The organism is Gallaecimonas xiamenensis 3-C-1, from assembly GCF_000299915.1.
Taxonomy (GTDB): Bacteria; Pseudomonadota; Gammaproteobacteria; order Enterobacterales; family Gallaecimonadaceae; genus Gallaecimonas; species Gallaecimonas xiamenensis.
Map to the genome: position 1 here is coordinate 210,401 of NZ_AMRI01000001.1, position 22,383 is coordinate 232,783.

Here is a 22,383-nt window from a genome sequence, read left to right on the forward strand (position 1 = left end):
AGAACCGGCTGCCAAGACCCTGCCTAAAGCCTTACCCAAGGCCAAAGAAGCCAAAGAGCCGGTACTGTCCTTAAAGGACAAGGTAGAGCCTGCCCAGCCCAAAGAGCCGGTGCTGTCCATTCCCATGGATGACGACGAAGACGATCTGGATCTCCCTTGGCTGGACGAGCCTGATACTGCCGTTATTTCGGCGCCCAAGGCCGCGCCGACCCAGGCCAAGGCGTCGTTCCCCGAGGTGCTGGACGACGCCATGGGCGCAGCAGGGGAGCCGGCAACCACCATGACGCCGTTGCCGTCCATGGGCCTGCTGGACCGCCCCGACAAGAACCGCAATCCCATCAGCCAGGAAGAGCTGGACATGGTGTCCCGCCTGGTGGAAGAAAAGCTGCTGGACTTTGGGGTGCAGGCCAATGTGGTGGACGTGCACCCGGGCCCTGTTATCACCCGTTTCGAGCTGGACTTGGCCCCCGGGGTGAAGGTCTCCAAAATTTCCAACCTGTCCAAAGATTTGGCCCGGGCCCTGTCGGCCATTTCGGTGCGGGTGGTGGAAGTCATTCCCGGCAAATCGGTTATCGGCCTCGAGGTGCCCAACAAGCACCGGGAAACGGTGTATCTGTCCGAAGTCATCAACGACGACAAATTCAACGATAACGCCTCGCCGCTGGCCATGGTGCTGGGCAAGGACATTGCCGGCAACTCGGTGGTGGTGGACCTGGCCAAGATGCCCCACCTGCTGGTAGCCGGTACCACCGGCTCCGGTAAGTCAGTGGGGGTGAACGTCATGCTGGTGTCGCTCCTTTATAAGAGCACCCCGGAAGACGTGCGCCTGATTATGATTGACCCGAAAATGCTGGAATTGTCGGTCTATGAGGGCATTCCGCACCTGCTGGCCGAGGTGGTCACCGACATGAAGGACGCCGCCAACGCCCTGCGCTGGTGCGTAGGGGAAATGGAGCGGCGCTACAAGCTGATGTCCATGATGGGGGTGCGTAACCTCAAGGGCTTTAACCAGAAGGTCAAAGACGCCATCAAGGACGGCGCGCCCCTTAAAGACCCCTTGTGGAACCCCAACAGCTCCATGGAGCCCGAAGCTCCCAACCTCGAGCCCCTGCCACGCATCGTGGTGGTGGTGGACGAATTTGCCGACATGATGATGATCGTCGGCAAGAAGGTGGAAGAGCTGATTGCCCGTATCGCCCAGAAGGCGAGGGCGGCCGGTATTCATCTGATTTTGGCTACCCAGCGCCCCTCGGTTGACGTGATAACCGGCCTTATCAAGGCCAACATTCCCACCCGTATCGCCTTTCAGGTGTCCAGCAAGATAGACTCGCGCACCATATTGGACCAGCAAGGGGCCGAGAGCCTGCTGGGCCAGGGCGACATGCTGTACCTGCCGCCGGGCTCCGGCGTGCCGACCCGGGTCCACGGTGCCTTTGTAGACGACCATGAAGTGCACCGGGTGGTGGAAGACTGGAAAAAACGCGGCAAGCCCCAATACATTGAGGCCATCCTGGCCGGGGAAATGACCCAGGAAACCCTGCTGCCCGGCGAGTCCATGGACGAAGACGGCGAACAAGACCCCCTCTACGACGAGGCGGTGGCCTTCGTGATCGAGTCCCGCCGGGGCTCCATATCCAGCGTGCAGCGCAAGCTGAAAATCGGCTACAACCGCGCTGCCCGCCTGATTGAACAGATGGAAATGGCCGGCATAGTGTCCTCCGCCGGCCACAACGGCAACCGCGACGTGCTGGTGCCCCACCACGGAGATTAATATGCGAATTTTGCCCCTGGCGCTGCTCCTGGCGAGCGGCGCCGCCTTTGCCGACGACGCCGCCGACCTCAAGGCCAAGCTGGCCCAGTTCGACAGCTTCTCGGCCCACTTCAGCCAGAAGGTCACCGACAGCGACGGTAACCTGGCCATGGAAGCCGAAGGCCAGATGGCGGTAGAGCGCCCGCAAAAGCTCTACTGGCATACCCAGTCGCCGGACGAAACCCTGCTGGTTTCCGACGGCAACACCCTGTGGCTCTATAACCCCTTTGTGGAGCAGGTGACCCTTTACTCTCCCAAAGAGGCGGTGGGCCGCACCCCCATGCTGCTGCTCTCCAGCCAAGACCCGTTGGTATGGAGCCAGTTCACCATCAAGGCCAAGGGCGGTAATTACGACATCACCCCCAAGGATGAAAAGGACGCCTATGTCACCGCCCTGACCGTTAAATTCAGCGGCGACAAGGTGGCGGGGCTGGTGATCCACGACGCCTCCGGCCAGCTCAATACCGTGACTTTTTCAGGCTTCGAGGCGCCCCGCAGCCAGGACGGCCAAGTGCAGTTCAGCTTTACCCCTCCCCAAGGGGTGGCGGTCGACGACCAGCGATGAGCAACCTGGGTTTTGATTTTGGGGACGGCCCGGTAGAACCCCTGGCCGCGCGGATGCGGCCCAAGCAGTTTGACGACTATGTAGGCCAGCAGCACCTGGTGGGGCAGGGCAAGGCCCTGCGCCGCGCCCTGGAGGCCGGTAAACCCCACTCGATGATCCTCTGGGGCCCACCCGGCACCGGCAAAACCACCTTGGCCGAGCTCATTGCCCGCTATTCCGACGCCGAGGTGGAACGCATCTCGGCGGTGACCAGCGGCATCAAGGATATTCGCGCCGTGGTGGAAAGGGCCCACAGCCGGGCCCGCAAAACCCTGCTGTTTGTGGACGAAGTGCACCGCTTTAACAAAAGCCAGCAAGACGCCTTTTTGCCCCATATCGAAGACGGCACCTTTATCTTTATCGGCGCTACCACCGAAAACCCCTCTTTTGAACTGAACGGCGCCCTGTTGTCCCGGGCCAGGGTCTATGTGCTCAAAAGCCTGGAAAACGACGACATCAGCGGCCTTTTGCAAAGGGCGCTGGTGGCCCCCGAGGGCCTAACCGGTATCAGCCTGGATGAAGACGCCTTGGACGTGCTGACCCAGATGGCCGGCGGCGATGCCCGCCGGGCCCTCAATTACCTGGAAATGCTGTCCGATATGGCCGACGACGGCCGTATCACCAAAGATCTTATTGCCTCCACCCTGGGGGCCGAGATCCGCCGCTTCGACAAGGGCGGGGACCTTTTCTACGACATGATTTCCGCTTTTCACAAGTCGGTAAGGGGCTCGGCGCCGGACGCCGCCCTCTATTGGTATTGCCGGATGCTCGAAGGGGGCTGCGACCCCTTGTATGTGGCCCGGCGCCTGCTGGCCATCGCTTCAGAGGACATCGGCAATGCCGATCCCAAGGCCCTGACCATAGGCCTTAACGCCTGGGACACCTTCACCCGGGTCGGCCCGGCCGAGGGAGAGCGGGCCATAGCCCAGGCCGCCGTTTACATGGCCTGCGCCCCCAAATCCAACGCCGTCTACACCGCCTTTAAGGCCGCCCGCCAGGACGCCCGCCAGGCAGGGGACTTGCCGGTGCCACTGCACCTTCGCAACGCCCCCACCAAGTTACTGGAATCCCTGGGCCACGGCAGCGACTACCGCTATGCCCATGACGAACCCGGCGCCTATGCCGCCGGCGAGAACTTCTTCCCCGAAGCCCTCAAGAACAGGCGCTACTACCAGCCGTCCAACCGGGGTCTGGAACTGAAGATCGGTGAAAAGCTCGACTATCTGGCCGAGCGGGACCGCCAAAGCCCGGTGCAGCGCTACTCCAACGCCCAGGGCTTTGATACACTGCCCGAAGACTGAATGGACCTGAACAACTACCATGCTGGATAACAAATTTCTGCGCGCCGAGCTGCACACCACTGCCGAGCGCCTCGCCACCCGCGGCTTTAAGCTGGACGTGGCTGCCCTTGAAGCCCTTGAAGAAAAACGTAAAGCCCTGCAGGTGCGTACCCAGGAGCTGCAAAACGAGCGCAATACCCGCTCCAAGGCCATAGGCCAGGCCGCCCGCAGCGGCGAAGACATCGCCCCTCTCAAGGCGGCGGTTACCCAGATCAACGAGGAATTGGACAGCGTTAAAACCGAGCTGGACCAGATCCTGGCCGAATGGGACGCCATCACCCTGGCCATCCCCAATCTGCCTCACGACTCTGCCCCTGTGGGTAAAGACGAAAGCGAAAACGTGGAAGTGCGCCTCTGGGGCACCCCCCGCACCTTCGACTTCGACGTCAAGGACCACGTGGATATCGGCACCCGCCTTGGCGGCCTGTCTTTCGAGCAGGGCGTGAAGCTGTCCGGCGCCCGCTTCGTGGTGATGCACGGCGAAATGGCCAAGCTGCACCGCGCCCTGGCCCAGTTCATGCTGGACCTGCACACCGAAGAGCACGGCTACCAGGAAACCTACGTTCCTTACCTGGTGAACGAAGACAGCCTCAAAGGCACGGGCCAGCTGCCCAAGTTCGGTGAAGACCTCTTTAACATCAAGCCGGCCACCGAAGAGCGCCAGCACCTGTCGCTGATCCCCACCGCCGAGGTGCCGCTCACCAACCTGGTGCGCGACGAGATCGTCGAAGAAGGTAGCCTGCCCCTGAAGTTTACCGCCCACAGCCCCTGTTTCCGCTCTGAAGCCGGGTCTTACGGCCGTGACACTCGCGGCCTTATCCGCATGCACCAGTTCGACAAGGTGGAGATGGTACAGATTGTTCATCCGTCCAAGTCCTTCGAGGCCCTGGACGAGATGACCCGCCACGCCGAAACCGTGCTGGAAAAACTGGGCCTGCCGTACCGCACCATGGCCCTTTGCACCGGCGACATGGGCTTTGGTGCCACCAAGACCTTCGACCTGGAAGTGTGGCTGCCGGCCCAGAACACCTACCGGGAGATCTCCAGCTGCTCCAACGTGGGTGACTTCCAGGCCCGGCGCATGCAGGCGCGGTTCCGTAACAGCGAAACCGGCAAGCCGGAACTGGTGCACACCCTCAACGGCTCCGGCCTGGCCGTCGGCCGTACCCTGGTGGCCATCATGGAAAACTACCAAACAGCCGACGGGCGTATCGAAGTGCCAGAAGCACTGCGCCCCTACATGGGCGGCAAGACCCATATCGGTTAATAGCAGGGCGCCTTCGGCGCCCTTTTACCTTGAACAGTCGGAAGGATGTTGACCTATGTCCATTGAAAATGAGATCCGCCTCGAGATGCGTGTCCAGCCGCAGATCGACGTGGAGCAGGAAGTGCGCCGCCGGGTGGACTTCATCAAACGCACCCTCAAAAGCGCCAACCTCTCTACCCTGGTACTGGGGATCAGCGGCGGCGTCGACTCCACCACCTGTGGCCGCCTGGCGCAATTGGCTGTCGACGAACTCAATGACGAGTCCAGCGAAGACAAGGCTTACCGCTTTATTGCCGTGCGCCTGCCTTATGGGGTGCAAAAGGACGAAGACGAAGCGCAACTGGCGGTGCAGTTCATCCAGCCCAGCCACGCGGTGTCGGTCAACATCCAGGCCGGGGTAGACGGCCTTTCCGCCGCCGCCCACGACGGCCTGGCCCCCACCGGCCTGGTGCCGGAAGACGACTTCCACCGGGATTTCGTCAAAGGTAACGTCAAGGCCCGTTCGCGGATGATTGCTCAGTATGAAATTGCCGGCCTGACCCATGGCCTGGTGCTGGGTACCGACCACAGCGCCGAGAATATCACCGGTTTCTACACCAAGTGGGGTGACGGTGCCTGCGATCTGGCGCCGTTGTTTGGCCTGTCCAAACGCCAGGTGCGAGCCTTGGCCAAGCATCTGGGTGCCCCGGATCTGCTGGTGGGCAAGGTGCCCACGGCCGACCTTGAAAGCCTTACCCCACAAAAGGCCGACGAAGCCGCCCTTGGCCTGACCTACGACGAAATCGACGATTTCCTCGAAGGCAAGTCGGTGTCCGATGACGTGCGCGACCGCCTGGTGCAGATTTACCTGCGCACCCAGCACAAGCGCAAGCCTATCCCCACTCTCTATGACTGAAAAGGCCTGTGGGGCCGACTCAGCCAAAACTGACCGTATCGGGGCCGAAAGGCCCCTTTTGTTAGGGGATAAAGCCTGGTTTTTGTATCTGGTGCGCACCGCCAAGGGCCACCTTTATACCGGCATCACCCTGGATGTGGCCCGGCGCTTTGCCGAGCATCAGGCGGGGAAGGGCGCCAAGGCGTTGCGCGGTAAGGGGCCGCTGACCCTGGTTTACTGGGAGCTGGTGGGGGCGCATTCGGCGGCCTTGAAACGGGAACTGACCGTCAAGGCCCTGTCCAAGGCCCGCAAAGAGGCCCTGGTCAGCGCCTTTTGCGGCTCTGGCAGCAAGGCTAAGGATTGCTAAGGCCCCATTGTTGAAGGATACCGTCGACCATGAAAAGAGACCGACCAGACCCTCTCTTTCGGAAGGTCAATACCAAGGCACGTGGAGTCCACCACCGGTTTGGGGGCCACTACCGGCACCTGCGTAACAGCAAGGGTGCCGGGTCCACCAAGATGGCCAAGGATGTGGAGCGGGGGCTGGACTACACCCCGCTTTTTCGCTTCCTGCTGGCCAAGGTAGGGCAGCTTTGGGACCCGGTGTTTGCCGAGGCCGTTGCCAGGCTCGACAAAAAAGAACCCATTTTTTGGCTGGTGGCCTCGGATCTTGCCCATGGCGAACCCTATGTGCGGATAGGGGAAAACAGCTATTTCAGCGGACTCTATGTGGATGACAACGGCATCTTGCAAAGGGTGGCCCCAGAGCTTGACGAAACCAGCCTTGCGCCCAGCTGTCATTGCTGCACTCATACTTTCAATGGCAAAACCTTCACCCAAGAGTACCCGTTCTGAGGCTGTATTGGGCATTGGCGGTTTGGGTAAAAGGCATGGCTATGGGAGAAGACGGCCCGAACTTCTATGCTGAGGAGAAGCCAATCGCAGGGCAGGACCGCTACCATGAAATACCGCAAATTCGAATGCACCGTCTGTGGTCACATCTATGACGAGGAGCAGGGGGAACCCGAGGAGGGCATTGCTCCTGGCACCCTTTGGGACGACATTCCCGATGACTGGGTCTGCCCCGAGTGCGGTGCAGCCAAGGCCGATTATGTGGAGATCGCGCCGGCGTAAAAGTCCGTCAACAACGAGTGGGGGTCCAGTCGTGTATTCGAACGCGACAGCCTTGTCCGCAACAGCCTTAGCTGGCCCTCTGGGCGGGACCATGGATGGTCGGCATCAGCCCGGGCTAGCCAACCTCCATGGCACACTAGCTCAATGCAGTATTTATCACAGACACTTCGCCGGTTTGGGCAAGCCCGCTATCTTGGTGGCCTGCTTGGCGGGGCCTTCGGGGAAGAGCTTGAAAAGGTAGGGGGAGTTGCCCTTTTCCTCGCCGTACTTTTCTTTCACGGATTTGACCAGCAGCCGCACGGCAGGGCTGGTTTTGTATTCGGCGTAGAAGTCCCGCACGAAACGTACGATCTCCCAATGGGCTTCGGTCAGTTCTATGCCTTCTTCGGCGGCCAGTAATGGGGCCAGCTCTTCACGCCAGTCGGCGGTGTTGAGCAGGTAGCCTTGCTTGTCGCGGGGTATGGTGTCGAGCATTTACCAGGTTACCGTTTTGTCGTATTCGAGGGTCAGTGCCACCACTTTGGGCCAGTCTATGGCGGTGACCGCCTCCGGGCAGCGCGAACCCAGGGCGCGGGCGCGGGCGTCGGCGGCTACCCAGTAGCAGGGCAGGGAGGGTAGAGCGTCCAGGGCCTGATAGCAACCGTCCCCTTGGAACAGGACGGCGTCACAGCCTTCCATCAGTTCCTGGGCACGGGCAAAGGCCTGGCGGTTGGCAATGATATGCAATGTGCTCATGGTCAAAACCTGTAGATGCAATCTTGGGCGGCCAGCACCTGGCGCAGCCCGTCGTTATTCAGCACCTTGACCTCAAGGGCCAGGTCGTCCTCGGTCAGCTGCCGGGCCGCAAGGGCTTCGCCACTGACGTAGATGTCATCCACCTCGTACAGGGGCAGGGCCCTGAAGGTGGAAAGATAGTCTTTGCTGTGGGCTTGTAAAGGGTCTTGGCCCTTCACCAGTTGCCACACGCCATCACCGATAAACAGCAGGCTCAAAGGTGCCTCGTAGGCCGAGGCGGCCAGTACCGCGTCCAGGGCTTCGCGGCCTTGCTGGTTTTCAAAGGGCAGGGCGCTGAACAAGACCCCTATCTTTTTCTCTACCATTGCACTGTCCTGTTCGATTGCGCCGAGGCGGTGACCAGCTCCCCAAGGCCGGCTTGGCGAAAGGGCGCGGCCATGGCGCAGGCCAGATCGTGGGCCTGGGCCTGCTCTTCATCCAGGATGCCACGCCGTTCGGCGGCCGCGACACAGACCGCCAGCTCCAGGCCCTGGGCCTTGGCAAAATCGCGCCATTGATGGCCGATATGGGGCTCGTCCCCCACCGCCGGTATCAGGGCATTGGCAGCGCGGACTGCCTCGCCGTAAAAAAAGACAGAGGTCAGCCGGTGGCCCTGGGCCAGGGCCGCCTCGGCAAAGGCCAGGGCTGCCTGGGGAGAGTCAGTTATCAATAAGGTAAAAGTTGCCATGCAATAAAAAAGGCCCCAACCGGGGCCTTTTGCTCGTCGGTTGCGATGATTAGTCGTCGTTCATGATACCCAGAATGTTCAGCAGACTCACAAAGATGTTGTAGATGCTGACAAAGAGGGTGACGGTGGCGCGGATGTAGTTGCGCTCGCCGCCTTGGATGATGTCGCTGGTTTGATAGAGGATGACGGCGCTGGAGAACATGATGAACAGGCCGGACAGCACCAGGTGAAAGGCTTGAGCCTTGACGAAGAAGCTGGCCACTATCATCAGCAGCAGCACCCAGAAACCGGCTTGCAGCATGCCGCCCAGGAAGGACATGTCCTTACCGGAGATCAGCACATAGGCCGAAAGGGCAAAGAAGACGGTGGCGGTGCCGGCCAGGGCCAGGGCCACAACGTCGCCCAGGCCTGCGCCCAGATACAGGCTGATGATGGGGCCCAAGGTGTAGCCCATAAAACCGGTCAGGGCGAACACCGACAGGATACCGGCGCCGGAGTTGGCGGTTTTGTGGGTCAGGAACAGCAGGCCGTAAAAGCCCACCAGGGTGATCAGAATACCCGGGGGTGGCAGCTTAAGGCTCATGGCGACATAGGCGACCAGGGCGCTGAAGGCCAGGGTCATGCCCAGCAGCCAGTAGGTGTTGCGCAGCACCTTGTTGGTACTGACCACGCCCGGGGCCGTTTGGGTATGAACAGAATATTGCTGCATAGAATCGCTCCTTTGCGATGGTTATCCCTTTGAACAGCGTCATCTTAGCAAAGTTCAACGGCCGGGTTTATTCGGATTTGGTTGGGAATTAGGCAAACAATTCAAAGGCCTCTTTACAGCCCCATGGCATCTGGCTATAGTGCTCGCCGTCAGCAACGATACCGCTTTGTTGCTGGCATGGAAGGTTGGCAGAGCGGTTGAATGCACCGGTCTTGAAAACCGGCATGGGTTAACGCCCATCCAGGGTTCAAATCCCTGACCTTCCGCCAAATCAAAGAAAAGGCCGCCCTTGGGGCGGCCTTTTTGCATTCAGAGCCTCCCTCCACTGCCTTTTTGCTTTATTTATCGGCACTTGTCCTCATTACCGGCGCGAATGCCTTGCCTGGCCCGCAGCCATTGCTTAGATTGTGGTGCAGAGAACTTGGCGTATTTGGGGGCCTCATTGATTAAGGTGCTGCTGGTCGATGACCACGATCTGGTACGGACAGGGATCCGCCGGATCATCGAAGACACGAAAGGCCTGAAGGTAGTGGGGGAAGCCCAGACCGGGGAAGAGGCCATCAAGCTGTGCCGGGAAGATGCCCCGGACGTGGTGCTGATGGATATGAACATGCCCGGTATCGGCGGCCTGGAAGCCACCCGCAAACTGGCCCGTTACTGCCCCGACACCAAGATCATCGTGCTGACCGTGGTCACCGAAGATCCCATCCCCCAAAAGGTGATGCAGGCCGGCGCTGCCGGTTACCTCACCAAGGGCGCCAACCCCGAAGAAATGATCAAAGCCATCAGGGCGGTTAGCGTCGGCCAGCGTTACCTGGCCCCGGATATCGCCCAGAAGCTGGCCTTGCGCCAGTTCAGTGGCACCGACGAAAACCCCTTTAGCCAGCTGTCCGACCGGGAGCTGCAGATCATGATGATGATCACCAAGGGGGAGAAGGTGCAGGATATCTCCGAAAAGCTGAGCCTGAGCCCCAAAACGGTCAACAGCTACCGCTATCGCCTCTTTGACAAGCTGGATATCACCAACGACGTGGAACTGACCCACCTGGCCATTCGCCACGGGATGCTCGATACCAGCAAGCTTTAAGATGTTTGACCACAAGGCGTTTTTAAAACACCTCACCGGCCAGCCCGGTGTCTACCGCATGTACGATGCCGATGGCACCGTTATCTATGTAGGTAAGGCCAAGGACCTGAAAAAGCGGGTGTCCAGCTACTTCACCCGCTCCCAGCAAAGCCCCAAGACCCTGGCCCTGGTAGCCAACATCGCCAATATCGAGGTCACGGTGACCAACACCGAGACCGAGGCGCTGATCCTCGAAAACCACCTTATCAAGGCCAACAGGCCCAAGTACAACGTGCTGCTCAGGGACGACAAGAGTTATCCCTATATTCTGGTGTCCGGTCATCGCCACCCCCGTATCGGCGTGCACAGAGGCGCCCGCAAGGAAAAGGGCGATTACTTCGGCCCTTATCCGTCCGCCGGGGCGGTACGGGAATCCCTGAAATTAATGCAGCGGCTGTTTCCGGTTCGCCAATGCGACGACAGCGTCTATCGCAACCGCTCCCGGCCCTGCCTGCAATACCAGTTAAAACGCTGCCTGGCCCCCTGTGTGGCCGGTTACGTGACCGACGAGGCCTACGCCGAACAGGTCAAGCTGGCCCGGCTGTTTTTGGCCGGCAAGAACCAGCAGGTGATAGCCAGCCTGGTGGCCAAGATGGAAGAGGCGGCCCAGGGCCTGGCCTTTGAGGCGGCGGCCCGTTTTCGCGATCAGATCCAGGCCCTTCGCACCGTTCAGGAGCGCCAATGGGTGAGCGGCGACGCCGAAGAGCTGGACATCATCGCCACCGCCGAGCGCCAGGGGGTACTGGCCGTGCAGGTGCTGATCGTTCGCGACAACAAGGTGCTGGGCTCGCGCAGCTATTTCCCGAAGATCCCCAAGGACACCGACAGCGCCGAGGCCCTGACCGCCTTTTTGCAGCAGTTCTACCTGGGGGGCATGCACGGCCGCCAGGTGCCAGCCGAAGTGCTGCTGGACCAGAACCTGGACGAACTGGCGCTACTGGCCGAGGCGGTCAGCCTGGAGGCGGGGCGCAAGGTGCAGTTCAAGGTCAAGGTCCGGGGCGAGCGGCGCCGCTACCTGGAGCTGGCCCGCAAGAACGCCGAAACGGCCCTGGATGCCCAGCTGGCCCACAAGGGCACCCTGGCCGGCCGCTACAAGGCCCTCAAGGGCTTTTTGGCCCTGGCCGAACCCATAGAGCGGATGGAGTGCTTTGATATTTCCCACACCCAGGGCACCCATACGGTGGCGTCCAACGTGGTGTTCGGCCCTGAAGGGCCGCTGAAATCCGACTACCGGCGCTTCAATATCGACGGCATTACCCCAGGGGACGACTACGCCGCCATGGCCCAGGCCATGGCCCGGCGCTTTAAGAGCCCGGAAGACACCTTGCCCGACATCCTCTTTATCGACGGCGGCAAGGGCCAGCTGGCCCAGGCCGAAGCCCATTTTGAGGACTGGCCAAGGGCGCCGCTGCTGGTGGGGGTAGCCAAGGGGGTGGACAGGCGGGCCGGCCAAGAGGTGCTTATCCTCGGCTACAGCCACAAGGAACTGACCCTGCCTCCGGACAGCCCGGCCCTGCACCTGGTGCAGCATATCCGCGACGAGTCCCACCGTTTTGCCATTACCGGCCACCGGGGGCAGCGCGCCAAGGCCGCCCGCACCTCCACCTTGGAGGGTATCGAAGGGGTAGGGCCGAAAAAGCGCCAGGCGCTGCTGAAGTTCCTGGGGGGCCTGCAACAAGTCAAGGCGGCCAGTATCGACGAGCTGGCCAAAGTGCCCGGTATAAGTCGTTCATTGGCCGAAAAGATCCATGCTACACTGCACAGCCATTGAAGGGCCTCGCACGACCGCCATGACCATCCCAAACCTGCTTACGCTGTTTCGTCTTCTGCTTATCCCCATTTTCCTGGTGGTATTCTATTTACCCTATTTCTGGGCTCACTACGCCGCCGCTTTTGTGTTCTGGCTGGCCGCCATCACCGATTGGCTGGACGGCTACCTGGCCCGCAAACTCCAGCAATCCACCCCCTTTGGCGCCTTTTTGGACCCTGTTGCCGATAAGGTGATGGTCACCGCCGCCTTGGTGCTGATCGTCCAGCATTTCCAGAGCCTGTGGATCACGGTGCCTGCGGTGATCATGATCAGCCGCGAAATCGTCATCTCGGCCCTGCGCGAGTGGATGGCGGAGCTGGGCAAACGCTCCCATGTGGCGGTGTCCTGGATAGGCAAGGTGAAAACCACCGCCCAGATGCTAGCCCTGATTGGCCTGGTGTCCGGTTGGCAACCCTTCGTGTTCCTGGGCATGCCGCTGCTGTACGTGGCGGTGGTGCTGACCCTGTGGTCCATGATCAGCTACCTGGCCGCCGCCTGGAAGGATCTGTGGAGCAAAGCCGGGGCTTAATGTTCAAAACAGCAGCTACCTGTTTGTTTTTTGGCTAAACAGTCATAACAGAGGCTTTTGCCTTATTGACTCGAACCGGCAGACAGGTAGAATGGCTCGCACTTCAGGGCTGACCTGAAGTACATGAAAATGCGGGAATAGCTCAGTGGTAGAGCACAACCTTGCCAAGGTTGGGGTCGCGAGTTCAAGTCTCGTTTCCCGCTCCAAACAAAGATGATGGGCCATTCAGCCGGTCATCACATGGCGGGCCTGTAAGGCCGGTTATGGGCAGTAACAAGGGCAGGGCAATACTGCGTTTGACTGCAACAATTTAGGCGCGATGGCAGAATGGCTATGCAGCGGATTGCAAATCCGTGGATCTCGGTTCGACTCCGGGTCGCGCCTCCAGCTTAAAAGGCAAGGCCTTCTTGCCTGGACCCAGAGTCCCAGACAATTTGGCGCGATGGCAGAATGGCTATGCAGCGGATTGCAAATCCGTGGATCTCGGTTCGACTCCGGGTCGCGCCTCCAGCTTTACACCAGCCCGGATGGTGAAATTGGTAGACACAAGGGATTTAAAATCCCTCGGCGTTCGCGCTGTGCGGGTTCAAGTCCCGCTCCGGGCACCATATAATTCAAAGAGTTAAGAAGGCGCCTTTCAGGCGCCTTTTCTGCTTCAGAAGATCAGCTATTTTCCCATTAATGCTTAACCTGCTGAAACGACCTTCGCTGGCCTGTTACAGCCAAGCGCTTGATCCCTTTCCTGAATAACATCGGCGTTGAAGATGACATTGGCGCCAGGGCTGCAATACTGGGCTTGAAGGTCTGTAAAAGAGGGAACCCATGGTCGACTACATCAGGAGCGATGTACAGACGCTGGCAATGCGCATCTGGGCCCGTACCAATCCTCCCCCCTTACAAAGTGTCGAATTGCCCGCCGTGGTGGATTTTTTCGCCATGGACGATGAGATCGACGTACTTGAGGCGCGCCACGGGGTTATCGAAGCCTTTTTCTTCCTACGCCAGCACCTGCGCCACCGCTACCCGGGGTGTTATGTCCATGCCCGGCCCCGCAGCAAGCCAAGCGTCTGGGTCAGCTTCGCCATACAGCACAGGGAAGGGCAGAGTCGTTCCGAACTGGACCCGGAGCTGTCCGCCCGCCTGTCGTTGGAAAGTGACGGTCTGCTTCACTAAGGCCCTTATATTTCATAGTTGGATAATTTGCATATAACGTATTACAAAATGCCTAGCTAGATGTTAACCTCTGCTGGAATTTTGATCTGTCCGTTGTAGAGGTTTCAGGGATGCCCCTCCGTTCGGCTTGTGCTGCCAGTCTTGCCCGGATCATTTACCGCACCACCCCCTTACCCCCAATTCAGGAACTGCTGCTGCCGGCGGTACTGCATATCCATGTGGATCAAGCCCTGGTGGCCGAATGTCAGGGTGCCGAAGCCACCTCTTTGGTGATCTTCAACCTGCGTGACCATCTAAGGGGCCATTACCCCGGTCTCAGGGTGCACTTGGTACCCTGCACCGAGCAGGCTTTTGTTTCTTTTATCTTGGGGCCCAAAGGGCAAGAGGAGCGCCAGCTCACAAGTTAATAAAAAGTAAACAATTTCGTTACCTGCTGCTGGTACTTTGCTGTTGGCTTTATAACCAACAGGAAAAGACCATGAAATCAATCACTTTGCTTTTGACCCTGGCCCTGGCTTCCACGGCGGCCCAGGCGGTAACCTCACCTAACTGTCTCTACGGTTGCCCAGACGGCAGTCCCACCAGCAACTTCGTGGTGTACCGGGACATCTACACCCTGTCTAACAACAGAACCACCAAGTTTGCCGACTGGGTGGCCTATCAGGTCACCCGCAGTACCATAGACGGTCCCAGCCGCAGCCGCACCTGGAAGGCCGACCCTGAACTCTACGCCACCTACACCCTGGAGCCGGCCGACTACACCGACGCCAATGCCGTTTTGGGCACAGATCGGGGCCACCAGGCACCTTTGGCGTCCTTTTCCAACACCAGCAGCTGGGCCGACACCAACTACCTGTCCAACATCACCCCCCAGAGCGCCAACCTCAACCAAGGCCCCTGGGTCAAACTGGAAAACGCGGTGCGAGCCCTGGTGCGGGCCCAGGGGGACACCTATGTCTTTACCGGTCCCCTCTACGAATACTACTGGGGCACCCTGCCCAAGGCTGACGAGAGTCACACCATACCGTCCGGCTACTGGAAGGTGGTGATCCGCAACACCAGCCCCATCAAGGCCTCGGCCTTTATCATGGAGCAGGACAGCCCCCGCTCCGCCTCCCACTGCGGCTATGAAACCACCATAGACGAGGTAGAGCGCCGGGCTGGCATCAACCTGCTGCCGCAGCTGTCGTCTAGCAGCCAAAGTAGCCTGGAAGCCAGCTACGGCGGCCTGCGCAGCGCCCTGGGCTGCTGATGTCATAGGCCGGCAGGGACGCCGGCCTTGCCCAAGGGGGGCCAAATCTGCTATTTTTCAGCCCGCTTTGGGGAGTAGCCGACATCTTTTGCAAGATGTGCCTGTGTCAACATACTGGGTGCCCAATCACCCTGGTGCAGGCGGCCTTAACGGGCAGGCGAGACCATCGACTTCACCGTGCCATAAAGACCGGGCGCGCGGTGGCGTCATGGTATCTGCCCGGTCTGGATAATTGTCGTGAGCTTTGTTTCCCTTATTCTGATTGCCTTTGCCATGTCCACCGACGCCTTTGCGGTGGCGGTTGCCAGAGGCGCATCCCTTAAAAACCCCCGTTTTTCCCATGCCATCCGTACCGGCGCCTTGTTCGGCTTCGTCGAAGGCCTGACCCCCATGTTGGGCTGGCTTATCGGCATAGGTGCCGCCGGCTTTATCGCCCAGTGGGACCACTGGGTGGCCTTTGGCCTGCTGCTGGTGCTGGGGCTGAAGATGATCCACGAAGGGCTGCAAAAGCCCGAAGCAGACGAAGACGCCGAGCCCAAAGGCCAAGCCTTTTGGATGATGCTGCTGACTGCCGTGGCCACCAGCATCGACGCCATGGCTATGGGCCTGGGTTTTGCCTTCGTGGACGTCAACATCCTGGAAGCGGCGCTGATGATAGGCTGCGCCACCCTGGTGATGGTGACCTTGGGGATCATGCTGGGCCAGCGCCTGGGCGCCCTTATCGGCAAGCGGGCCGAGCTGCTGGGGGGCCTGGTGCTGATTGTGGTGGGCAGCCTTATCCTGCGCGAGCACCTGCTGGGTCTAGCCTGAACATAGCCCTTTCACATACGGTAAATCATATATATGATTTACCGTATGTATTCGGAGGGCACCATGCTCGACACCCTGACCTTTCTGAAATGCCTGGCCGAGCCTACCCGCCTTAACGCCATGCTGCTGTTGCAGCAGGAAGGGGAGCTTTGCGTCTGCGAACTTACCGAAGCCCTGGGGGAAAGCCAGCCCAAGGTGTCCCGCCACCTGGCCCAGCTGCGCCAGTGTGGCCTGCTGCTGGACAGCCGCGAAGGCCAATGGGTCTACTACCGTTTGCACCCCGAGCTGCCAGCTTGGGCCCAAGGCCTGCTAAGAGAAGCCGGCCTTGGAGGTAACGCTGCCCTGGCGGCGGCCAAGGCGGCCCTGGGGGCCATGGCCAACAGGCCCGGCAAACGCTGTTGCTGACTTTTTTTGACCTAGGATATCTGGAAATTCATATATGAAAATCCTCTTTGTCTGTACCCATAACCGCTGTCGCAGCATCCTGGCCGAAGCCGTGGCCCGCCAACTGGGCGCTACCACCCTTGAGGTGCGCAGCGCCGGCAGCCAGCCGGCCGGGCAAGTGCACCCCTTGAGCCTGCAATACCTGGCCGAAGCCGGCATTGCCACCGATGGCCTTCAAAGTCAGTCCTGGGACGCCTTTGAAGACTTTGCCCCGGATCTGGTGGTCACAGTGTGCGACAGCGCCGCCGGCGAGCAGTGCCCGGTCTGGTTCGGCAAGGCCGTCAAGGTGCATTGGGGCCTTAAAGACCCGTCGGCCCTGGCCGGTAGCCCCGATGAAATCAAGGCCGCCTTTATGGCCACCATCGCCCTGTTAGAGCGGCGTATCCGTGCCTTGCTGGCCGCCGGCCCTTTGGCGGGGGACGCCCTTAAAGCCAAGATGGAGGCCCTGGCCCATGACTGACTTGCCCCATATCGACGCCGGCCTGTTCAAGGTGCCGACGGCAGAGGATTTTTCTGCCCCCGTCAGCCGCCACCCACCTCGCATCCTGTTGCTGTACGGGTCCTTGCGGGAACGCTCCTACAGCCGCCTGGTGGTGCAGGAGGCGGCCAGGCTGCTTGAGGCCATGGGCTGCGAGGCCCGCATTTTTGACCCCAGCGGCCTGCCGCTGCCGGACGGCGCCCCCGACAGCCACCCCAAGGTCCAGGAACTGCGCGACCTGGTGCTCTGGTCCGAAGGGCAGCTGTGGTGCTCCCCGGAGCGCCACGGCAGCATGACCGGCATCATGAAGGCACAAATCGACTGGATCCCCCTGTCCCTGGGGGCGGTGCGCCCCACCCAGGGCAAGACCCTGGCGCTGATGCAGGTTTGCGGCGGCTCCCAGTCCTTTAACGCCGTCAACCAGATGCGCATTCTGGGCCGTTGGATGCGGATGCTGACCATCCCCAACCAGTCGTCGGTGGCCAAGGCTTTCCTGGAGTTCGAAGAAGATGGCCGCATGAAGCCGTCTTCTTATTACAACCGCATCGTCGATGTGGTGGAGGAGCTGGTGCGTTTTACCCTGTTGACCCGGGACCAGAACGCCACCTTGCTGGACCGCTATTCCGAACGGGTAGAGAGTGCCGAAGCCCTGTCCAAACGGGTTAACCAAAGGAGCCTTTGAGTGGGTATTTTCGAGCGTTACCTGAGCCTGTGGGTAGGCCTTGGCATCCTGGCCGGGCTGCTGCTGGGCAGCCTGTTCCCCGGGCTTTTTGCCCTCTTGGCAAGCCTTGAGCTTTTTCACGTCAACCTGGTGGTGGCGGTGCTGATCTGGCTGATGATCTACCCGATGATGGTGCAGGTGGACTTTTCCGCCATCAAGGATGTGGGGCGCAAGCCCAGGGGCCTGGCCCTGACCCTGGTGGTGAACTGGCTTATCAAGCCTTTCACCATGGCGGCCCTGGGCTGGCTATTCTTCAAGGTGCTGTTCGCCCCCTGGGTGGATGGCGCCAGTGCCCAGCAGTATATCGCCGGCATGATTTTACTGGGGGTGGCGCCGTGCACCGCCATGGTGTTCGTGTGGAGCCAGCTGACTCGGGGCGATGCCAACTACACCCTGGTGCAGGTGTCGGTGAACGACCTCATCATGGTCTTTGCCTTTGCCCCCATCACCGCCTTGCTGCTGGGGGTGAGCGACATCCAGGTGCCTTGGCAAACGCTGCTGTTGTCGGTGCTGCTCTATGTGGTGTTGCCGCTACTGGCCGGGGTCTTGACCCGCCACAAGCTGGATAAAAAAGACGACCACCAACGCCTGCACGGCTTTTTGGCCAGGGCCAAGCCCTGGTCCATGCTCGGCCTTATCGCCACAGTGGTGCTGCTGTTTGGCTTTCAGGCCCAGACCATACTGGCCCAGCCTTTGGTGATCGCCCTTATCGCCGTGCCGCTGCTTATCCAGAGCTACGGCATCTTTGCCCTCACTTACCTGGCCGGTTGCAAGCTGCGCTTGCCGCACCAGGTGGCGGCCCCGGCCAGCATGATTGGCACCTCCAACTTCTTTGAACTGGCGGTGGCGGTGGCCATTTCCCTGTTTGGCCTGCATTCGGGGGCAGCCCTGGCCACAGTGGTGGGGGTGCTGGTGGAAGTACCGGTGATGCTGTCCCTGGTGGCCTTTGCCAACCGCACCCGCCATTGGTTCAGTGAAAAAGGCTCAGCACCAGCCGGCGAAAAAAACGCCCTTTAAGGTCTTTGGGCTCGCTAAGGTCCAAGTGCTTAAGGGCCGCTAGGCCCTTGGCCGAGGACCTGGCCCCAAGGCATTGCCACAACAGCGCCAGCTTACCCGAGAGGGAGCTGGCGCTTTTTTTCAGGGCGCCAAGGCGGCCGGCCAGTTCCAGCTCAAAGTCGGTCAGCTCGCTGCCAAAGGGCAGGGGAGCCAGCCATTGGCTAAAGGGGGCCAGCTTGGCGTCAAGGACCTGGGGCAGGTTATGGCGGTATTGCTCGGGTAACTGGTAGTCCTTTGGCAGCTTGCCGGCGGCCTTGGCTTTGCCGATCAGGGCGTCTTGAAAGCGGCTGTCGGCAATTTTGACCATGGCGTCGATGCATTCGCTGTCGGTTTTTCCCCTCAGATCGGCAATGCCGTACTCGGACACGAAAATGTCCCGCAGATGGCGGGGAATGGTGCTGTGGGGATATTCCCAGACGATGTTGGACTCCAGCGCCTTGCCGCTGCCCCGAGTGGCCTTGACCAGCAGCACCGAGCGGGCGCCGGGCAATTGATGGGCCATGGCCACAAAGTTGTATTGGCCGCCCACCCCGCTCACCACCTGGCCATCGGCCAGTTGGTCAGACACCGCGTGGCCCAGTAGGGTGGCCTTCATGGTGATGTTGATAAAGCGGGCCTTTTGCCGTTGCAGCCTTTCCAGGTGGTAATGGGTGTAGATCCGGTTGACCTCCAGCACGCTGGTCATGCCAATCAGGGCCTTTTGCGCCGGGTCCATGGTGCGAAGGCGCTCATAAAAAACCGAAGGCCCGACAAAAAAGGCACCGTGCATGGCAATGCCGCCCTTGAGGACATTCCCGGCGGCGGCCTTATCCAAGGCTGCCAGCACCTGGGGCTGGTCCAGGTCGTTGGTAAGGGCTTGGCCGGCCAGCATCAGGCCCTGGGGCTGCCAATCAAGGGTCAAAAAACCGTGGCGGTGCAACCAGTCGCAGTGGCGCTGCTCCAGGTGGCGGGGCAGGGCGCCTTGAGCCCTTAGGCGGCTGATGCTGTCCTCGGCCAGGGGGCTGGCCAGTACCTTGTCGTTGATAAGCTGCTGCAGCCCTTCATCCTCAAACACCTGGCGACAGATAAGGCCTTCGTCAAAGAGGGTCAGTACCGGGTGGGAGATTAGCTCGCTGGCCACATAGAGACCCTGGGTCATAGGGGCCACCTCGCTGGGCTCCCCCAGGGCCCCCAGCATCTGCCGGTAGGGGCCGTTTTGCTGTTGGCGCAGCCTCAGCCCCTGCACGGCGGCGTCGGCCAGGGCGCCAATGCCCACCTGCAAGGTACCGCCGTCGTCCACCAAGGCACTGGCCCGCAGGCCAATGGCGTAGTCGGCCTGGGCTATGGGCTCCTGAGGGGTGGCAAAGAGGGGGTAACCCGGGTCGCCGTCATCGACGACAAGGTCGAAAAAGTCTTCCCCCACTTCGGCGTCGTTGCCCATAAAGGGCATCTGCCGGTTCACTTCCCCTATCACCAGGCTGGGCCTGTCGCTTTGGGCCAGGGCTTCGGCCACGTCCAGGCTCAGATCAGGGTTGGACCCCAAGCTGTAGCGCCCGGTGTTGTCGTCCTTGGCCACGGCCTGCACCAGCAGGTTAATGCCCCTGTCCAGGATGTCGCGCCCGGCGTGGGTGTAGTTGCTGGAAATGTAATCCTGCTGGGCCTGGGGGTGGTGGAGCAGGCTGCCGGAGCGGGCGTAGAACTCCAGTACCCTGACGTTGGCGGGCAGGGTGCCAGCATCCCGATCCTGCTGGTAGGCCAGCACCGGGTATTGGCCCCAAATCCGCCGGCGAAGAGGAGACAGGAACCGCTCTTCCAGCTCACTCCTGCCCACAGGGGGATTCAAGGACAGGGCCGTTATCAGGGTCAGTTGGATATGGGGGTTGGCCTTGGCATGCAGGTAGAGCTGGTTGAGCAGCCGGTTGGCTTTGCCGACCCCAAGGGGCGTGCCCACCACCCAATGGTTGCCAAGGGTGTCAGTAATGCGGTCAATCAAGGTGGGCGACATAGCCAATTCCTTTGTCATCTTGTTGATACGCTAACAGAAATGGGCCAGGCGCGCCGCTTGTTAAGGAAGGCTAGGCGCCGCCGGCCCATACTGCTAAGGTGGCGGCACAACACTGATAAGGCATTTTTATGGAACACCTGCTAGACCACCAACTCAGCATGAGCGTGCTGATGACCCCCGATATGGCCAACTTTTCCGGCAAAGTGCACGGCGGAGAGCTGTTGTCGTACTTGGACAAGGTGGCCTATGCCTGCGCCAGCCGTTATGCGGGCGCCTATGTGGTGACCCTGTCGGTGGACAGGGTGATGTTCCGCCAGGCCATCAATGTCGGCGAGCTAGTCACCTTCCTGGCGTCGGTGAACTTCACCGGTACCACCTCCATGGAGGTGGGCATCAAGGTGATCACCGAAGATATCCGCAACAAGGTGGTGCGCCACACCAACAGCTGCTACTTCACCATGGTGGCCCTGGACGACGAAGGCAAACCCACTCCGGTACGCCCGTTAGAGCCACAGAATGAAGAAGAAAAACAACGCTTCGAAGCAGCCAAGCTGCGCCGTAAGTTACTGCGGGACCAGGAAGCCGCCCACGACGCCATTAAAAAGGAAGTGCAGCAGTTGGAGCTCTGAGTTGTATCGGCATAAGGCGGTTTAGCAAGGCATGGAATGGCAGCGGCTCTGGTAACGCCGCCGCCTTTTGCTGCTAGGTTGGTGGCAACAAGGAGGTGAGTATGTTCGCGATCGACAAGGACGGTTGGGTATCCCACACCAAAGTCACCAAAAAAGACCGCCCCAAGCTGGCCCACGGGCCCATGGCCCCCGTTAAGGCGATAGTACTGCACAGGACCGGCACCACATCGGCCTCTTCGGTGCTGAACGCTTGGGCGACCAAACCCGAGGGTACCCATTTTCTCATCGGCGAAGACGGCAGCATTTACCAATGTGCCAGCCTGAAACAACAGTGCTGGCATGTAGGCAAACTCTATGCCCGCTGCCGCACCACCTCGTCCTGCACCGAGGAAGACGCCAAGGCCATTGACGCCATCCTTCATCAAAAGGGGACCAACTGGGGACAGAAGTTCCGGATGGTGACGCGCCATGAGCTGGAAAAGGACTATCCGGATCGCTTTCCCCATAACCATGACGCCTTGGGCATCGAGATTGTCGGGGCCCTGTCCACCCAAAGCGAGATCTATGAGTTGCCCAACGAGGCCCAGCAGCAGTCGCTTTTCTGGCTGGTAGACCAACTGGTGGCTGCCTTTGAACTGACCCTGAGCGATATCTATGCCCACGGCAAGATAGCCCATAAGGATCCCAAGCAGTCCGAAGGCGCCTCGGCCCTGAAAGCCTACAGGATTTACAAGGAGGCCGGATGAAAGGGCGCTTAGGGTTACTGGCGCTATTGGCGGTTGCGGGCTGCCAGGCCGAGCAGAAAGTCCCGACCTTTGGCCAGCTCCAGTCCAACCTGGAGGTGACCGACCGCAACCAATACCAATGTGCGGCGCCGAGCCTTGCCGATATCCGCAGGGTACTGGACAAGGGCCAATGGACAGATCCCCAGAGCCTACACGACCATTACGCCAGCACCGGTTGTTCGGTCAAAGGACAGGTGATGCAGGACGGCCAGTGGCGGTCCTTTACGTTCGATTTTGGCGGCATTATTTACTTTGATGACGGCCGGGTGCTGGCCTGCGGCCAAGGCTGCTGCAGCGACGACTTTGCCTTTTGCAGCTTTGACCCAGGGGTAGATGGCCAATAAGAGTGCCCGCCCGGTCCCGACCATCAAGCCGAGACAATAACG

At 60.4% G+C, this 22,383-nt stretch carries 27 protein-coding genes, 5 tRNA genes, 1 pseudogene and 1 riboswitch; of the genes and pseudogenes, 27 read left to right on the top strand and 6 right to left on the bottom strand.

What is annotated here, in order from left to right:
* Positions 1 to 34 precede the first annotated feature (34 nt).
* The 8 genes and pseudogenes from B3C1_RS01000 to B3C1_RS01035 form a co-directional block, all read left to right on the top strand.
* Positions 35 to 1,771, top strand: a pseudogene (locus B3C1_RS01000) (DNA translocase FtsK); the annotation flags it as partial.
* 1 nt (position 1,772) lies between these two features.
* On the top strand, positions 1,773 to 2,375 hold the full coding sequence (gene lolA / locus B3C1_RS01005) for an outer membrane lipoprotein periplasmic chaperone LolA (RefSeq protein ID WP_008482302.1): 603 nt from the start codon (positions 1,773 to 1,775) through the stop codon (positions 2,373 to 2,375).
* Entirely contained in the window at positions 2,372 to 3,715 is a 1,344-nt protein-coding gene (locus tag B3C1_RS01010) for a replication-associated recombination protein A (RefSeq protein WP_008482303.1), read from the top strand. The genes lolA and B3C1_RS01010 overlap by 4 nt, the downstream gene beginning before the upstream one ends.
* 19 nt (positions 3,716 to 3,734) lie before the next feature.
* Positions 3,735 to 5,021, top strand: a complete 1,287-nt coding sequence (gene serS / locus B3C1_RS01015; protein WP_008482304.1) for a serine--tRNA ligase — start codon at positions 3,735 to 3,737, stop codon at positions 5,019 to 5,021.
* Between the two features lie 55 nt (positions 5,022 to 5,076).
* Entirely contained in the window at positions 5,077 to 5,916 is an 840-nt protein-coding gene (nadE, locus tag B3C1_RS01020) for an ammonia-dependent NAD(+) synthetase (RefSeq protein ID WP_008482305.1), read from the top strand.
* Between the two features lie 58 nt (positions 5,917 to 5,974).
* Positions 5,975 to 6,262 carry a GIY-YIG nuclease family protein gene (locus tag B3C1_RS01025; RefSeq protein ID WP_051012862.1) on the top strand — a complete coding sequence of 96 codons (288 nt, stop codon included), beginning with the start codon at positions 5,975 to 5,977 and terminating at the stop codon, positions 6,260 to 6,262.
* 29 nt (positions 6,263 to 6,291) lie between these two features.
* A complete protein-coding gene (locus B3C1_RS01030; protein ID WP_008482307.1) occupies positions 6,292 to 6,750 on the top strand; it encodes a hypothetical protein in 459 nt (152 codons plus the stop codon).
* Between the two features lie 105 nt (positions 6,751 to 6,855).
* Entirely contained in the window at positions 6,856 to 7,029 is a 174-nt protein-coding gene (locus B3C1_RS01035; RefSeq protein ID WP_008482308.1) for a rubredoxin, read from the top strand.
* A 156-nt stretch (positions 7,030 to 7,185) separates the two neighbouring features.
* Here B3C1_RS01035 and B3C1_RS01040 read toward each other — a convergent pair whose 3' ends face one another.
* Genes B3C1_RS01040 through B3C1_RS01060 form a run of 5 tightly spaced genes read right to left on the bottom strand, consistent with a single transcriptional unit; the run spans position 7,186 to position 9,200 of the window.
* Positions 7,186 to 7,503, bottom strand: a complete 318-nt coding sequence (locus B3C1_RS01040) for a TusE/DsrC/DsvC family sulfur relay protein (protein ID WP_008482309.1) — start codon at positions 7,501 to 7,503, stop codon at positions 7,186 to 7,188.
* Complete coding sequence (locus B3C1_RS01045; RefSeq protein ID WP_008482311.1) at positions 7,504 to 7,764, bottom strand: DsrH/TusB family sulfur metabolism protein; 261 nt, start codon at positions 7,762 to 7,764, stop codon at positions 7,504 to 7,506.
* Between the two features lie 2 nt (positions 7,765 to 7,766).
* Complete coding sequence (gene tusC, locus B3C1_RS01050; RefSeq protein WP_008482313.1) at positions 7,767 to 8,129, bottom strand: sulfurtransferase complex subunit TusC; 363 nt, start codon at positions 8,127 to 8,129, stop codon at positions 7,767 to 7,769.
* Positions 8,123 to 8,491, bottom strand: a complete 369-nt coding sequence (tusD, locus tag B3C1_RS01055) for a sulfurtransferase complex subunit TusD (RefSeq protein ID WP_035480654.1) — start codon at positions 8,489 to 8,491, stop codon at positions 8,123 to 8,125. The genes tusC and tusD overlap by 7 nt, the downstream gene beginning before the upstream one ends.
* Before the next feature lie 49 nt (positions 8,492 to 8,540).
* A complete protein-coding gene (locus B3C1_RS01060; RefSeq protein WP_008482316.1) occupies positions 8,541 to 9,200 on the bottom strand; it encodes a Bax inhibitor-1/YccA family protein in 660 nt (219 codons plus the stop codon).
* 179 nt (positions 9,201 to 9,379) lie between these two features.
* Between B3C1_RS01060 and B3C1_RS01065 the strand changes: the two genes are divergently transcribed.
* From B3C1_RS01065 to arsB, 16 genes are all read left to right on the top strand, one after another.
* Positions 9,380 to 9,469: transfer RNA gene (locus B3C1_RS01065), tRNA-Ser, on the top strand.
* Between the two features lie 173 nt (positions 9,470 to 9,642).
* Positions 9,643 to 10,287, top strand: a complete 645-nt coding sequence (uvrY, locus tag B3C1_RS01070; RefSeq protein WP_008482319.1) for a UvrY/SirA/GacA family response regulator transcription factor — start codon at positions 9,643 to 9,645, stop codon at positions 10,285 to 10,287.
* 1 nt (position 10,288) lies between these two features.
* Complete coding sequence (uvrC, locus tag B3C1_RS01075) at positions 10,289 to 12,097, top strand: excinuclease ABC subunit UvrC (protein WP_035480657.1); 1,809 nt, start codon at positions 10,289 to 10,291, stop codon at positions 12,095 to 12,097.
* Between the two features lie 19 nt (positions 12,098 to 12,116).
* Positions 12,117 to 12,665 carry a CDP-diacylglycerol--glycerol-3-phosphate 3-phosphatidyltransferase gene (gene pgsA / locus B3C1_RS01080; protein ID WP_008482321.1) on the top strand — a complete coding sequence of 183 codons (549 nt, stop codon included), beginning with the start codon at positions 12,117 to 12,119 and terminating at the stop codon, positions 12,663 to 12,665.
* 131 nt (positions 12,666 to 12,796) lie between these two features.
* Positions 12,797 to 12,871: transfer RNA gene (locus tag B3C1_RS01085), tRNA-Gly, on the top strand.
* Between the two features lie 107 nt (positions 12,872 to 12,978).
* Positions 12,979 to 13,052, top strand: a tRNA-Cys gene (locus tag B3C1_RS01090).
* 49 nt (positions 13,053 to 13,101) lie between these two features.
* Positions 13,102 to 13,175, top strand: a tRNA-Cys gene (locus tag B3C1_RS01095).
* A gap of 11 nt (positions 13,176 to 13,186) precedes the next feature.
* Positions 13,187 to 13,273, top strand: a tRNA-Leu gene (locus tag B3C1_RS01100).
* A gap of 214 nt (positions 13,274 to 13,487) precedes the next feature.
* Positions 13,488 to 13,838, top strand: a complete 351-nt coding sequence (locus B3C1_RS01105) for a hypothetical protein (RefSeq protein ID WP_008482322.1) — start codon at positions 13,488 to 13,490, stop codon at positions 13,836 to 13,838.
* A 110-nt stretch (positions 13,839 to 13,948) separates the two neighbouring features.
* Positions 13,949 to 14,245 carry a hypothetical protein gene (locus tag B3C1_RS01110; RefSeq protein ID WP_008482323.1) on the top strand — a complete coding sequence of 99 codons (297 nt, stop codon included), beginning with the start codon at positions 13,949 to 13,951 and terminating at the stop codon, positions 14,243 to 14,245.
* Between the two features lie 71 nt (positions 14,246 to 14,316).
* Complete coding sequence (locus B3C1_RS01115; RefSeq protein ID WP_008482324.1) at positions 14,317 to 15,090, top strand: DNA/RNA non-specific endonuclease; 774 nt, start codon at positions 14,317 to 14,319, stop codon at positions 15,088 to 15,090.
* A gap of 57 nt (positions 15,091 to 15,147) precedes the next feature.
* Positions 15,148 to 15,320, top strand: a riboswitch (yybP-ykoY riboswitch).
* Between the two features lie 7 nt (positions 15,321 to 15,327).
* On the top strand, positions 15,328 to 15,900 hold the full coding sequence (locus B3C1_RS01120; protein WP_008482325.1) for a manganese efflux pump MntP: 573 nt from the start codon (positions 15,328 to 15,330) through the stop codon (positions 15,898 to 15,900).
* 63 nt (positions 15,901 to 15,963) lie between these two features.
* Entirely contained in the window at positions 15,964 to 16,305 is a 342-nt protein-coding gene (locus B3C1_RS01125; RefSeq protein ID WP_035480724.1) for a metalloregulator ArsR/SmtB family transcription factor, read from the top strand.
* Positions 16,306 to 16,339: 34 nt separating this feature from the next.
* Entirely contained in the window at positions 16,340 to 16,804 is a 465-nt protein-coding gene (locus B3C1_RS01130) for an arsenate reductase ArsC (RefSeq protein ID WP_008482329.1), read from the top strand.
* Positions 16,797 to 17,504 (top strand): arsenical resistance protein ArsH, encoded by a 708-nt coding sequence (gene arsH / locus B3C1_RS01135; protein WP_008482331.1) that lies wholly within the window; start codon positions 16,797 to 16,799, stop codon positions 17,502 to 17,504. Before B3C1_RS01130 ends, arsH begins: the two co-directional genes overlap by 8 nt.
* A complete protein-coding gene (gene arsB / locus B3C1_RS01140) occupies positions 17,505 to 18,560 on the top strand; it encodes an ACR3 family arsenite efflux transporter (RefSeq protein WP_008482332.1) in 1,056 nt (351 codons plus the stop codon).
* Here arsB and B3C1_RS01145 read toward each other — a convergent pair.
* On the bottom strand, positions 18,514 to 20,583 hold the full coding sequence (locus B3C1_RS01145; RefSeq protein ID WP_008482333.1) for an acetyl-CoA hydrolase/transferase C-terminal domain-containing protein: 2,070 nt from the start codon (positions 20,581 to 20,583) through the stop codon (positions 18,514 to 18,516). The two genes, arsB and B3C1_RS01145, sit on opposite strands and share 47 nt — an antisense overlap.
* 128 nt (positions 20,584 to 20,711) lie before the next feature.
* Between B3C1_RS01145 and B3C1_RS01150 the strand changes: the two genes are divergently transcribed.
* From B3C1_RS01150 to B3C1_RS01160, 3 genes are all read left to right on the top strand, one after another.
* Positions 20,712 to 21,212, top strand: coding sequence for an acyl-CoA thioesterase (locus B3C1_RS01150; protein WP_008482334.1), 501 nt, complete (start codon positions 20,712 to 20,714; stop codon positions 21,210 to 21,212).
* A 101-nt stretch (positions 21,213 to 21,313) separates the two neighbouring features.
* Positions 21,314 to 21,958: a peptidoglycan recognition protein family protein gene (locus B3C1_RS01155; RefSeq protein WP_008482335.1), complete on the top strand. Its 645-nt coding sequence runs from the start codon at positions 21,314 to 21,316 to the stop codon at positions 21,956 to 21,958.
* Positions 21,955 to 22,341 carry a hypothetical protein gene (locus B3C1_RS01160; RefSeq protein WP_008482336.1) on the top strand — a complete coding sequence of 129 codons (387 nt, stop codon included), beginning with the start codon at positions 21,955 to 21,957 and terminating at the stop codon, positions 22,339 to 22,341. Before B3C1_RS01155 ends, B3C1_RS01160 begins: the two co-directional genes overlap by 4 nt.
* Positions 22,342 to 22,383 lie beyond the last annotated feature (42 nt).